At 65.5% G+C, this 12,851-nt stretch carries 13 protein-coding genes; 6 read left to right on the top strand and 7 right to left on the bottom strand.

Annotated elements, in window-relative coordinates; translation table 11 throughout:
• Positions 1 to 18: 18 nt before the first annotated feature.
• The 7 genes from AC6CH3_RS14905 to AC6CH3_RS14875 form a co-directional block, all read right to left on the bottom strand.
• Positions 19 to 237: an NF038396 family protein gene (locus AC6CH3_RS14905; protein WP_205652827.1), complete on the bottom strand. Its 219-nt coding sequence runs from the start codon at positions 235 to 237 to the stop codon at positions 19 to 21.
• A 7-nt stretch (positions 238 to 244) separates the two neighbouring features.
• Positions 245 to 829 carry a dihydrofolate reductase gene (locus AC6CH3_RS14900; protein WP_498133156.1) on the bottom strand — a complete coding sequence of 195 codons (585 nt, stop codon included), beginning with the start codon at positions 827 to 829 and terminating at the stop codon, positions 245 to 247.
• Positions 826 to 1,629, bottom strand: a complete 804-nt coding sequence (locus tag AC6CH3_RS14895; RefSeq protein ID WP_400580347.1) for a thymidylate synthase — start codon at positions 1,627 to 1,629, stop codon at positions 826 to 828. Before AC6CH3_RS14895 ends, AC6CH3_RS14900 begins: the two co-directional genes overlap by 4 nt.
• Before the next feature lie 48 nt (positions 1,630 to 1,677).
• Positions 1,678 to 2,649 (bottom strand): NUDIX hydrolase, encoded by a 972-nt coding sequence (locus tag AC6CH3_RS14890; RefSeq protein WP_498133155.1) that lies wholly within the window; start codon positions 2,647 to 2,649, stop codon positions 1,678 to 1,680.
• 9 nt (positions 2,650 to 2,658) lie between these two features.
• A complete protein-coding gene (locus AC6CH3_RS14885) occupies positions 2,659 to 4,908 on the bottom strand; it encodes an RNA degradosome polyphosphate kinase (protein ID WP_498133154.1) in 2,250 nt (749 codons plus the stop codon).
• 104 nt (positions 4,909 to 5,012) lie between these two features.
• A complete protein-coding gene (gene mshD, locus AC6CH3_RS14880; RefSeq protein ID WP_498133153.1) occupies positions 5,013 to 5,984 on the bottom strand; it encodes a mycothiol synthase in 972 nt (323 codons plus the stop codon).
• 278 nt (positions 5,985 to 6,262) lie between these two features.
• A complete protein-coding gene (locus AC6CH3_RS14875; protein ID WP_498133152.1) occupies positions 6,263 to 6,964 on the bottom strand; it encodes a winged helix-turn-helix transcriptional regulator in 702 nt (233 codons plus the stop codon).
• A 364-nt stretch (positions 6,965 to 7,328) separates the two neighbouring features.
• On the opposite strand from AC6CH3_RS14875, the gene AC6CH3_RS14870 reads away from it, so the two are divergent.
• From AC6CH3_RS14870 to AC6CH3_RS14845, 6 genes are all read left to right on the top strand, one after another.
• Positions 7,329 to 8,108 (top strand): permease, encoded by a 780-nt coding sequence (locus AC6CH3_RS14870; RefSeq protein ID WP_498133151.1) that lies wholly within the window; start codon positions 7,329 to 7,331, stop codon positions 8,106 to 8,108.
• Positions 8,109 to 8,277: 169 nt separating this feature from the next.
• The gene (locus AC6CH3_RS14865) at positions 8,278 to 8,907 is read left to right on the top strand and encodes a nitrobindin family protein (protein ID WP_498133150.1); all 630 of its coding nucleotides are present in this window, start codon (positions 8,278 to 8,280) and stop codon (positions 8,905 to 8,907) included.
• A gap of 100 nt (positions 8,908 to 9,007) precedes the next feature.
• Positions 9,008 to 9,730, top strand: coding sequence for a flavodoxin family protein (locus AC6CH3_RS14860; protein ID WP_498133149.1), 723 nt, complete (start codon positions 9,008 to 9,010; stop codon positions 9,728 to 9,730).
• 86 nt (positions 9,731 to 9,816) lie between these two features.
• On the top strand, positions 9,817 to 10,902 hold the full coding sequence (gene ygfZ, locus AC6CH3_RS14855) for a CAF17-like 4Fe-4S cluster assembly/insertion protein YgfZ (protein ID WP_498133148.1): 1,086 nt from the start codon (positions 9,817 to 9,819) through the stop codon (positions 10,900 to 10,902).
• Positions 10,899 to 11,321 (top strand): ankyrin repeat domain-containing protein, encoded by a 423-nt coding sequence (locus tag AC6CH3_RS14850; protein ID WP_498133147.1) that lies wholly within the window; start codon positions 10,899 to 10,901, stop codon positions 11,319 to 11,321. Before ygfZ ends, AC6CH3_RS14850 begins: the two co-directional genes overlap by 4 nt.
• Before the next feature lie 4 nt (positions 11,322 to 11,325).
• A complete protein-coding gene (locus AC6CH3_RS14845) occupies positions 11,326 to 12,846 on the top strand; it encodes a DHA2 family efflux MFS transporter permease subunit (RefSeq protein WP_498133146.1) in 1,521 nt (506 codons plus the stop codon).
• The last annotated feature ends 5 nt before the right edge of the window (positions 12,847 to 12,851 follow it).

The raw sequence follows: 12,851 nt of genomic DNA, 5'->3' as shown, positions 1-12,851 counted from the left end.
CTCCCCATCGCGTGGTCCCTACTGCCGGTCGGTCTCTTCCAGCACTGCATTCTTGCGGGCGCGCAGGGCGAAGAAGGCCCCAAAGGCGAACGCCTGGGTGACCACGACCAGCACGATGATGCCGGCGATCTTGTTTCCGCCGAGGATCATGGTCAGGCCAACTATGGCTGACAACAGGGCCAGCAGCGGCAGCAGCATGTAGCCGAGCACGAAGAGTGTTTCGGGTTTCTTAAGCATTTGGTGTCTAACCTTCTCCGCGGTTCCATTTGGTGAACCGGTAACGGGTGCCGTTGGCTGCCGTCAGCCAGCCTTCACGGGGTACTGAGTCCTCAGCCTCCCAGGCTGGGCCCAGCTGCGGCGCGTGCGTGTCGCCGTCGGCCTCGAGGTCGATCGTGGTGACCACGGCAATGTTGGCGAGGTCCACGGACTGCCTGAAAATTTCGCCGCCGCCAAGGATCCAGATCGCCTCACAGCCGGGTGCGAACTGCGACTCCAGGAGCGCGTCGTCAAGGGATTTGACGACGACGGCGCCCTCCGCCTCGGGCGTCCCGCCCCAGTTTTCCTGCCGGGTGATGACAATGTTGGTCCGGTTGGGAAGCGGGCGGTATTGGTCCGGGAAGGACAGCCACGTCTTGCGGCCCATGATGACCGGATGACCGCTCGTTACCTTGTTGAAGTGCTTCAGGTCTTCCGGGAGGTGCCAGGGCATGTCGCCGTCCCTGCCGATGACTCCGGACGTGGTTTGCGCCCAGACCAGCCCGATCCCGGTCATGTTCGCAGCGATCCCGTCGCTGAAGGCCTGCGGATCCATGGTCTCCTCGGTGCTCATACGGCGATCGGTGCCTTAATCGTGGGATGGTGCCGGTAGCCGACGACTTCGAAGTCATCCAGCGTGTAATCGAAAATCGAGGCCGGCTTGCGGGTGATCTTCAGCTGCGGATACTCATACGGCTCACGGTCCAGCTGCTTCAGGACCTGGTCCATGTGATTGTCGTAAATGTGGACATCGCCGCCGGTCCAGACGAACTCACCCGGTTCCAGGCCGGTTTGCTGGGCAAGCATGCACGTCAACAGGGCGTAGGAGGCGATGTTGAACGGCACCCCCAGAAACATGTCCGCAGAACGCTGGTACAGCTGGCATGACAGCTTGCCGTCTGCCACGTAGAACTGGAAGAACGCGTGGCACGGCGGGAGCGCCATGTCCTTGAGCTCGGCCACGTTCCAGGCCGACACGATGTGCCGGCGGGAGTCGGGGTTGTCCTTCAGGTTCGCGACCAGCTCGGCGATCTGGTCGATGTGCCCGCCATCGGGTGTGGGCCAGCTGCGCCACTGAACGCCGTAGACCGGGCCGAGTTCGCCGTCGGCGTCTGCCCACTCGTTCCAGATGGTGACACCCTGGTCCTGCATCCACTTGACGTTGGTTTCGCCGCGCAGAAACCACAGCAGCTCGACGGCCACCGACTTGAAATGCACACGTTTGGTGGTGATGAGCGGGAAGCTCTTGCCGAGGTCAAAGCGCATCTGGCGCCCGAACACGCTGCTGGTGCCCGTTCCGGTGCGGTCGGATTTGTGCGTGCCATGGGCCATGACATCACGCAGGAGGTCTTCATAGGGAGTTGGGATGCTCACGCGTCCAGTCTAGTGGAGGCCGGCCCGCCGCCCGGGAGGGCTGGCGGCTCAGTCGTCGAATGGCTTGAACTGTTCCACTGCGACGATCCTGCTCTTGCTGCTGTGGGCGACGTGGCAGATGATCATCTCCCCGGGTGCCAGATAGGGATCGGCCACGGGAAGCACGCCCTGGAGCCTGGGGCTCATGGAGTTACTGAGCTGCTTCAGGACGGTGGGCAGGGCCGGGCGGTGCGTGCACAGCACCACGGCCCGCTGCTTGTCGAACAGCGCATCAACAGCGGCCGCCGTCTTCTTCGGGTTCCGCGCGTGCCGGTGCTCGGTCAGGGCGTCCACGAGTTTCACCTTGGCGTCCGAGGCCTTGGCATAGGGCGCGATGGTGGAGACGCAGCGCCGCCACGGACTGGTGACCACGCGCATCGGTTTCCAGACCCGGAGAAGCCTGCTGACAGCCTGGGCCTGCCGGATACCTGTGGCCGCGAGGGGACGTTCGCCTTCGGCTTTGGTCCAGGAGGACCTCGGCTTGGCCTTTGCGTGGCGCACGATGACCAGCGGCCACGTGTGCAGCTCCCTCTGTGCCTGCGCCTCCGCCAGGAACTTAAGCGGAGCAACGTCCGATGGATTGGACAGCATGGTGGCCGCCCTCTCGGGAGTGCACCACATGACGCTGTCCACTTCCCTGCCGTCGGGGCGCAGGGGAGCACCGTTGACGACTTCCACCGCCCAGTAATGGACCACCTTCAGTCCCGCAGGCACGTGGTAGTGGATCGGCGGGAGCGGGATGCCCAGGGGGGCCTGCAGCCCGATCTCTTCCATCACTTCCCGGACGGCGCACTCAGGGACTGTCTCGCCGGCGTCGAGCTTGCCCTTCGGCCACGACCAGTCGTCATACCGGGGCCGGTGGATCAGCAGGACTTCGAGCTGATCGTTCTTGACGCGCCAAGGTATGGCGCCGGCCGCGGTAACGGCAACGGGCTCGCCGGGGTGGTCGGTCTGGTCTGGTACCGGTGAATCGCTCTTCAAACTCTGGTCCTACCGCCGCGCTGTTGCGCGCTGGCGGGAACGGGAGGCCAGGAGCCAGGACTGGACGTCGTCGAGTTCCCTGCCGTCCTCGTCAAGGTGGTGCCGGGTCCAGTCCCCATTGCTGTCCAGGTGCCAGCTCGCGGTTTCGGGGTCCATGTAGCGGCGCAGCATGTCCAGGACATAGGTGGTGTCCTCGCCGCCGGAGAGCTGCACCAGCGCCTCAACCCGGCGGTCCAGGTTGCGGTGCATCATGTCGGCCGATCCGATGTAGACCACGGGATTGCCCGCGTTGGCGAAGGCGAAGACGCGGGAATGCTCAAGGAAACGGCCCAGCACGGAGCGCACCGTGATGTTCTCGCTCAGCCCGGGGATGCCCGGCCGGAGCGAGCAGATGCCGCGCACAATGACATCCACCTTCACGCCGGCCTGGGATGCCCTGTAGAGGGAGTCGATGATGGCTTCGTCCACCATGGAGTTGACCTTGATCTGCACGCGGGCGGCAATTCCGGCGCGGGCGTTGCGGATCTCGGCCTCGATCCTATCGATCAGCCCGGAGCGCACCGAGCGCGGTGCCACCAGGAGCCGTTTGAAGGTGGACTTCGGGGCGTAGCCGGAGAGCTGGTTGAAGAGCTTGGACAGGTCTTCGCCCACCTGCTCGTTGGCGGTCAGAAGGCCGAGGTCCTCGTAGTAGCGCGCCGTGCGGGGGTGGTAGTTGCCCGTTCCGATGTGGCAGTAGCGGCGCAGCCCGTCAACTTCCTGGCGCACCACCAATGACAGCTTGCAGTGCGTCTTCAGGCCCACGATGCCGTACACGACATGCACGCCGGCCTGTTCAAGCTTGCGCGCCCAGGAGATGTTGGCCTGTTCATCAAAGCGGGCCTTGATCTCCACAAGCGCCAGGACCTGCTTGCCTGCCTCCGCCGCATCGATCAGGGCATCCACAATGGGCGAGTCGCCGGAGGTACGGTACAGGGTTTGCTTGATGGCCTGGACCTTGGGGTCGGCGGCCGCCTGCTCCAGGAACGCCTGCACAGAGGTGGAGAAGGAGTCATAGGGGTGCTGCAGCAGGATGTCGCGGCGGCGCATGGCTGCGAAGACGTTCGCCGCCTTGGACGTTTCGGATTCGTTCAGGTACCGGGAGGTGTGCGGCACGTGCTTCGGGTAGTGCAGGTCTGCCCGGTCAATCCCCGCAATGACGGAGAGCCCGCGGAGGTCCAGCGGCGCAGGTACCGAGTAGACCTCGGATTCCTCCACTCCCAGTTCCCGGATCAGCAGGGCCCGGATGTTGGGGTTGATGTCGTGGGTGACTTCGAGGCGGACGGGAGGGCCGAACCGGCGGCGCAGGAGTTCCTTCTCAAGGGCCTGCAGGAGGTTCTCGGCGTCGTCTTCCTCCACCTCCACGTCCTCGTTGCGTGTGACGCGGAACGTGTGGTGCTCCAGGACTTCCATGCCGGCGAAGAGCTGGTCCAAGTGGACGGCGATGACTTCCTCAAGGGCGATGAACCGGGCAACGCGCCCAGGCACGGACCCGGCCCGCGGGCCGTCGATGGAGATCAGGCGCGGCAGCTGGTCCGGCACCTTGACACGTGCGAACAGCTCCTTGTCGCTCACGGGGTTCCGGACCACCACGGCCAGATTCAGGGACAGCCCCGAAATGTAGGGGAAGGGGTGGGCCGGGTCCACTGCGAGCGGGGTGAGGATGGGGAAGACCTTTTCCGCGAACATGACGCTGAGGCGGCGCTTGGCATCGTCGTCGAGCTCGTCCCAGTGCATGAGGTGGATGTGCTCGTAGGCGAGGGCGGGCCGGATCTGCTCGGCGTAGACCTTGGCGTGGCGTTCCTGCAGCTTGTGCGCCGCCTCGCCGATCTGCTCGAGGACCTGGACGGGGCTGAGGCCGGCGGGGGAGGGCACCGCGAGGCCGGTGGCAATCCGCCGCTTCAGGCCGGCTACCCGGACCATGAAGAACTCGTCGAGGTTGGAGGCGAAGATCGACAGGAAGCTGACCCGCTCGAGCAGGTAGAGGTTGGGATCCTCGGCCAGTTCAAGGACCCGGGCGTTGAAGGCAAGCCAGCTCAGTTCCCGGTCCAGGAACCGGTCAGGGCTGATTTCGCCTTCCGGCTCAAGGATTGCCGCGAATTCAGGGATGTCGATCCGGTCCTGCGTGGCACGGGACGCGGGCACCTCGGAGGAGCCGAAACGGGCACGCACGGGGGCCGCCTTGATTTCGGTCGTTGCTGATCCGGCGGATTCCGGTTGCATGCTCTCTCCTTGATACTGGGGGATTTAGCTTCAACCTTACAATCATCCGCCCCGGCGGGACCCGCAGATTTAGCCGGGACCGCGCTAAGCGTCGAACGGCCTGGCTAACGCCCGTCCAGCCGCCCGTACATGACGTCGACGTCCCACCGCGTGAAGCCCAGCCGGCGGTACAGCGACACAGCCGGGGCGTTGTCCGCATCCGTGTAAAGCATGACGGCGTGAAGGCCCTGCTGCTGCAGGTACCGGATGCCGGCGACCGTCAGCGCCTTGCCCAAGCCCATGCCCTGGGCTGCGGGCGTCACCCCGACGACGTAGACCTCGCCGATCGCGGGATGGTCGCCGTGCTGCGGGTGGATCTTGGTCCAGTGGAAGCCGAGCAGCCGGCCGTCCCTGTCCTCGGCCAGGAGGAAGCCTGCGGGATCGAACCACGGCTCCGCCATCCGCGCCTCAAGGTCTGCTCTGGTCATGGACCCCTGTTCCGGGTGGTGGGCGAACGCCTCGCGGTTCGCCGCCAGCCAGGCGTCCTCGTCCTTGCCCGGTTCAAAGGCGCGGAGCGCGACGCCGTCCGGAAGGCCGACGTCGGGCAGTTCAGCCGCCGCTGTCGCCAGCCGCATCTTCCACAGTTCCCGGACGGGGCCGTATCCGTAGCGGGCCGCGAGTTCCGCGGCGGCCTCGTGGTTGCCGTGGGACCAGGCTTTCAGCCCGTCGAATCCTCGGACGGACTTCAGGGAGCCCACGAGCCTGTCCGCCACACCCTGGTTCCGGTAGCTCGGGTGCACGGCGATCTCAAGGACGCCCGTGGCGTTCTCCTCCTCAACGACGACGGCGAAGCCCGCCAGATCCTGGGCGGTGGCGGGATCGGAATCCTCGTCCGGTGCGTAGAGGGCCAGGGTCAGCAGCGAGTGGGGGCCGGTGTCCGCGGCGCGCAGCGTCACCAAGGTCTGTTCCGAGATGGAAGGGTTGCCGTCCGACTCCTCGGCCGCTTCCAGCAGGCTCCTGATGTCCCGCAGCAGCTGTTCGTCAACACCGCCCTTGACGACGGTGACGGGCCAATTCTCCGGGTGCGCAGGGCTCATGGTGTCAAGGCTATACGCAGTGGCCGCAGAGATGCCCGATTTGGAGCGGCCGGGAGGGCCCGGTATAGTCGATATCTCGTTCGGCTTCTGAAGCTGAATGTGAGGGGGATCCACCACTGGGGTGGCCTCGATACGTTCGACCCGTATGTCCTCCACTGAAGCAACGCTAAAGGCCCGGACTCGAAAGAGCCCGGGCCTTTTGCGTTGCTTAGAGTTTGCGTTGCACTCAGTTTGCCTTGCACTCAGTTTGCCTTGCACAGGGTCTTGCGGCCGGCCGGTCAGGCCTCGGCGAGTTCCTCGTCCTCCTGTTGGCGCACCAGCGTGAGCCGGTACCCTACGTTGCGGACAGTGCTGATCAGGTTCTCGTGGTCCGCGCCCAGCTTGGCGCGCAGCCGGCGTACGTGCACATCGACGGTACGCGTGCCGCCGTAGTAGTCGTAGCCCCACACCTCGGTCAGCAGCTGCTGGCGCGTGAATACGCGGCCGGGGTGCTGCGCGAGGTACTTCAGGAGCTCGAATTCCTTGAACGTCAGGTTTAGCGCCGCGCCGTTGACCCGCGCCGTGTAGCTCGCCTCGTCGATAACGACGCCGGCAGCCCGGATCTCGGAGGGGGTGTCCTCCTCTTGGGGCACGGCCCGTGCCACGGAGAGGCGGATCCTGGCTTCCACTTCGGCGGGGCCGGCGGAATCCAGGACGATGTCATCGACCGCCCAAGCGGAAGACACGGCGGCCATGCCGCCTTCGGTGAGGATCAGCACCAGCGGTGCGCTGAGGCCTGTTGCTTTCAGGAGCTGGGTGAGGGACCGGGCCCCGACAAGGTCTTTGCGCGCGTCCAGGAGGACGATGTCGCAGGGGTCCGTTTCCAGCAGTGCAGTGGGCTCGGCCGGGAGGATGTGAACCCGGTGGTTCAGGAGCTCCAAGGCAGGCAGGATGTCCACCGAGGATCCGGTGCTGTTGGTCAGTAACAGGATGTGCGACATTGTTCCTCCAAGGGGCCGTCCGCGCATCATTGGGCGACTGAACCGGGCTTTCACCGGTCGGTACTGTGCTGGCCGCAGGAGGCTCGGACACGCTGGCGGGCCAGTGTCTCCGTTTCCCTGCGGGAAGCGTAGCTGAGCTTTGAGTATACCCAACGGCGCTCTGGCAGACACTGATTCGCGCAGGCAACTCGCCTCATTTGCGACATATGGCAGTCACATAGGGCAGGATTGAACCGTCAGGGCTCCAGCCCAGCCCGTCAACGGCCCAACCCGCCGACGGCACCGCCCGCCGACGGCCAGCCCGTCAAGGCACAGGCAGATGAGGACGCAGCGAAGTTGAGTGCAGAGTCAAGAGGAGGACGCGATGGCCGCGCCTGAGATGAGCGCCGCCGCGCCTTCCGGGGCCGCCGTGGGGTCCTGGAGCATCGGGGTCATCGGCCTCGCCGGACTTTCCGTCATCATCGGCAGTATTTACCGGACGCCGGATGTTCTGCTTGCTGTGGCCGTAGTCGTTGCCCTGGCCGTTGGCCTGGGCTGGCCGCATTACCTCGGCATACCGGCCAAGAAGACACTCGCGGCGGTGATCGGCCTCTCGGGCGCCGGTTCGGCCGTGGCGGCGGCCACCGTTCCCGCGCCCGGCTACCTTGACTGGACGCCCGGATTCATCGCCTTGGGGGTCATGTCCGTATTCCTCGTCCAAATCGTGCGCGGAACGGGCCAGGCGCAACGGCTGGAATCAACGCTGGGCTGCTGTGTGGGCGTTCTCCTGTCCTGCCTGGGCGCAGGGTGGATCGCCGGAGCCAGGTTCAACGGGGTCAAGGAAATGATGCTCGTGGCCGGCGTGAGCGCTGCGGTTGCCCTGCTGGCGGGCCTGATCCGCTGGCCTGACAGCATCGTCGCTCCGCTGGGGATCGTTCTGGCAGGACTTGCCGGGCCGCTGGCCGGGCTCGTTCTCTCCGACGTCGCCGTGCTGCCTGCCGCAGTTTTCGGTGTGGTGGTGGGGGCGGTGCTGGTCAGTTTCCGGCGGCTCGTGACGTTGCGGAGTGTCCCCCTGAACTTTCCGGCTGCCCTGGGGATGGGACTGGCGCCCGTTTCGGCGGTTGGATCACTTGCCTACTTCATAGACAAACTACTCATCTACTAACGCGTTAGGATGGCACCATGTCCGTACTTGCATATGAAATTTTCTTCCTTGTCCTGCTCGGCATCGCGAGCCTTGCCATGGCCTGGTTTGCCGGCTTTGTGGTCTACCGCCTGTTCAAGGGACAGAAGTAGAACCACTTCCCTGTTAGCTGCTTCAAGAGGTAACAGCTGTGCCTATCGAGATACCCACAGACCTGACTCCCGAACTGGTCCCGTTGTCCTGGCTCATTGGTGAGTGGGAGGGCCGCGGCCGGCTCGGATCAGGCGACGAAGGGTCTGAGCATTTTCTTCAGCACGTTTCGTTCACCCATAACGGGTTGCCGTACCTGCAGTACCGTGCAGAAAGCTGGCTGACCGACGAGGACGGCACCAAACTCCGGCCCCTTACGGTCGAGACGGGATTTTGGGCGCTGGAGCGCAAACAGCTGGATGCCGACGGCGGTCCCGGCCTTATTCCCGCGGATATCGTGCCGGCGCTGAAGAGCGCCGACGAGGTGGAGGCGCTGCGGAACAAGGACGGCGGATTCGACATCTCTGTCTCCATCTCGCATCCGGGCGGGATTTCCGAGCTGTACTACGGCCAGATCAAGGGGCCGCAGATCCAGCTGAGCACCGACATGGTGATGCGGGGGAGCCACTCGAAGGACTACAGCGCGGCCACCCGGATCTTCGGTTTGGTGGACGGAAACCTGCTGTGGCGGTGGGATGTTGCCACGGGCGGCGCCTCCCCGGCCAAATCGTCGGAGCCGGGCAACGGCCTGGAAGCACACGCCTCGGCGTTCCTGAAACGCGTCTCCTGATCCTCGGGCAGGCTGGCCGCCGCTGTTCGGAGCGCCTTCCGTCAGTTACGTTGGTCGGAGGTCTCTGACCCTCTGCCCGATGCAACCCAGGGAGCACGTCATGGATGAAGCCCGAGCCCCGGCGGACTACGGTGACCTCAAGGCGCTGTTCTTCAACGGCACCCTCAAACGCTCCCCGCAAAAGAGCAACACGGAGGGGCTGATCAGCCTCAGCCGCCGCATTATGGAAAAGCAGGGTGTGGCCACCCGCCTGATCCGGACCGTGGACCATGACATCGCCAGCGGCGTTTACCCCGACATGCGGGAGTACGGCTGGGAGACCGACGAATGGCCCGAGCTGTACCCGGCGGTGCAGGAGGCCGACATCGTGGTGGTCGCCGGGCCCATCTGGCTTGGTGACAACTCATCCCAGACCAAGAAGCTCATCGAGCGTCTCTACGCACACTCCGGGCAGCTCAATGACAAGGGGCAGTGGGCGTTCTATCCGAAAGTGGGCGGCTGCCTGATCACCGGGAACGAGGACGGCATCAAGCACTGCTCCATGAATGTTCTCTACAGCCTGCAGCACATCGGGTTCACGATTCCGCCGCAGGCTGATGCCGGCTGGATCGGCCCGGTCGGTCCCGGGCCCAGCTACCTTGATGAGGGGTCCGGCGGCCCGGAGAGTGACTTTACCAACAGAAACACCACATTCATGACGTGGAATCTCCTGCATCTGGCCCGGACGCTCAAGGACGCCGGCGGGATTCCTGCATATGGCAACCTTCCGGAAGAATGGAAGGCCGGATCGAAGTTCGGTTTCGAAAACCCGGAATACCGCTGAGCGGGCCGAGACGGCCGGACCTGACCGAGCCGGTGCATCGATTCGCTGCTCCGGAATACCCGCCAAGCCAAGGACGTTCCCTTCATATGACTATCAAGAGCCCTCTGTTGTCGCGCCCTGGAGCCGTTGAAGCGGGCGGCGCCGATTCCGGCGTCGCATCCCACTACGGTGAGCCGCTGCGCGAGCAGCGCGCCCTCGCTGCCGGGACCGCCGTCGTCGACCTTTTCCACCGCGGCGTGGTGACTGTCAGCGGGCCGGACCGCCTGAGCTGGCTCAATACGCTGTCCTCCCAGCAGGTCACCGACCTGCAGCCCGGTGAGTCCAGCGAGCTGCTGCTGCTGAGTGTGCAGGGCCGTATCGAATTCGACGCCCGGGTAGTGGACGACGGCGGGACCACCTGGCTCATTGTGGAAGCCGCCGAGGCTGCCCCGCTCGCGGAGTGGCTGAACAAGATGAAGTTCATGCTGCGCGTGGAAATCGCGGACGTCTCGGACGACTGGGCCGTGCTGGGATCCACCCGCGCCGTGCCGGAATGGTCCGCCCTGAAGGTCTGGCAGGACCCGTGGCCGCACGTCGGCGCCGGCGGGTACGCCTATTCGGTAGTGGACGAGGACGCCCATCCCGGCGCAGAGCGTCCGTGGTTCGAATACCTGGTCCCCGCCGCGGAGCTGGAGGCAACGCTGGCCGACCGGCCGCTGGCCGGAATCTCGGCATCCGAAGCCCTGCGCATCGCAGCCTGGCGGCCCCGGCTCGGGGCCGAAACGGACGACAAGACCATCCCGCACGAGCTGGACCTGCTCCGGACCGCCGTCCACCTGGCCAAAGGCTGCTACAAGGGCCAGGAAACCATTGCCCGTGTACACAATCTGGGCCACCCGCCGCGCAGGCTCGTGTTCCTGCAGCTCGACGGCTCCCAGCACACCATGCCGGAGGCCGGGAGCCCCGTGCTCGTGGGGGAGCGCAAGGTGGGCAACGTCACGTCAGTGGCCCAGCACTACGAGATGGGTCCCATTGCATTGGCGGTCATAAAGCGTTCTGTCGGACCGGATGAAATACTGACTGTCATGGACGGCGAAGAGCCGTACACAGCCGCGCAGGAAGTAATCGTGGCTCCCGACGCCGGGCAGGTGATTGGCCGGCAGACCGGATTCCTGAGGGGGACCCACAAATGACAGACCAGACCGACCCTAACGCCCCGGGCGGCGCCGCCGCCGGAATGGACGAGGAGACGCTCGAACTGGCGCACCGGCTCTTTGACGCCGCACGCACGGGCGAAACCGAGATGCTCCGGAGCTACCTCAACGCCGGTGCCCCGGCCACGCTCACCAACGCCGCCGGGGACTCGCTGCTCATGCTCGCGGCCTATCACGGGCATGCCGAGACTGTACAGCTGATCCTGTACCACGGCGGCGACGCGAACCAGGCCAACGGGCGCGGACAGACGCCCCTGGCGGGCGCGGTCTTCAAGGGCTACACGGACGTGGCCCGGGTACTGCTCGACGCCGGCGCCGATCCCGACGCCGGAACCCCCTCGGCGCGCGCAGCGGCGGACATGTTCGCCCGCAAGGACATCCAGGACCTGCTGGCTTAGTTTCTTGGAAAACGTCAGCAGGCCGTGGCCTGCCCTCTGGTCTCTGGTCATCGGATTCTTCATGATCCTGATCGACACCACCATCGTTTCCGTGGCCAATCCGCGGATCATGGAGGGGCTGGGGACGGACATCACCGCCGTCATCTGGGTCACGAGCGCCTACCTGCTGGCGTATGCCGTGCCGCTGCTCATCACCGGCAGGCTGGGGGACCGCTTCGGCCCCAAACGCCTTTACCTGTCCGGACTCGTCGTTTTCACCGTGGCCTCGCTGTGGTGCGGGTTGTCCGGCAGTGTCCAGATGCTGATCGCTGCCCGTGTCCTTCAAGGCCTCGGCGCTGCACTCATGACGCCACAGACCATGGCCGTGATAACCCGGATCTTTCCGCCGGACCGGCGTGGGGCCGCCATGGGGCTGTGGGGTGCCACCGCAGGCATGGCCACGCTGGTGGGTCCGATCCTCGGAGGTGTGCTGGTGGACGGGCTGGGCTGGGAGTGGATCTTCTTCATCAATGTCCCTATCGGGATCGTGGGATTCATACTCGCCTGGCGTTTCGTGCCGTCCCTGACCACCCACCCGCACAGGTTCGACGTTCCCGGCGTGGTGCTCAGCGCCGTCGGGCTTTTCCTGTTGGTGTTTGGCCTCCAGGAGGGCGAGACCTACAGCTGGGGCACCATTGCCGGGCCTGTGACGGTCTGGGGACTGATCATCAGCGGAATCGTTGTGCTGGCGCTTTTCGTCGGCTGGCAGGCCGTGAACAAAGGCGAACCGCTCTTGCCGCTGCGCCTCTTCAAGGACCGCAATTTCTCGCTCGCAAACATCGGGATCACCACGGTGGGGTTCACCGTTACGGCCTTCGGGCTGCCTCTGGTCTTCTACTACCAGATGGTGCGCGGCATGACGCCCACGCAGTCGGCGCTGATGATGGTGCCGATGGCGCTGATTTCCGGCGGCCTGGCCCCGGTGGTCGGCAGGATCATTGACCGGGTGAACCCGAAGTACCTCACCTCCGCCGGGCTGCTGCTCATGGCCGTGGCGCTGTTCTGGAACTCTGCCCTCATGCATCCGGAGACCCCCGTGTGGCTGTTCCTGCTGCCGAGTGCCCTGCTTGGCTTCGCGAACGCGGGCATCTGGGCTCCGCTGAGTTCCACGGCCACCCGCAACCTGCCGCCGCGGCAGGCCGGTGCCGGGGCCGGCGTGTACAACACCGCCAGGCAGATCGGTGCCGTCCTCGGCAGTGCGGCCATTGCTGTCCTGATGCAGGCCCGGCTCGCGGCCGAGCTTCCGGCCGCCGGCGCGCCAGGGGAGGCCGGGCCGGGCGGCGAGGCCATGAGCTTCGGCGGCCAGCTTCCGGAGGCGCTCCATGAGGGATTCTCGACGGCGATGGGCCAGTCGATCATGCTGCCTGCGGCCGTGATCGTGCTGGGCGCCGCTGTGGCCCTTTTCTTCGCCCGGCCGAATCCCGTCCACGGCTGGGACGGGCAGCAGCCGGCGGCTGCGGAAACGGCAGCGGCCAAGTCGCCCTAGCCGCG

The sequence above is a fragment of the Arthrobacter sp. GQ119 genome, from assembly GCF_059759125.1.
Note: the sequence above shows the minus strand (reverse complement) of the source record. Positions and strands in the feature narration are given on the sequence as shown.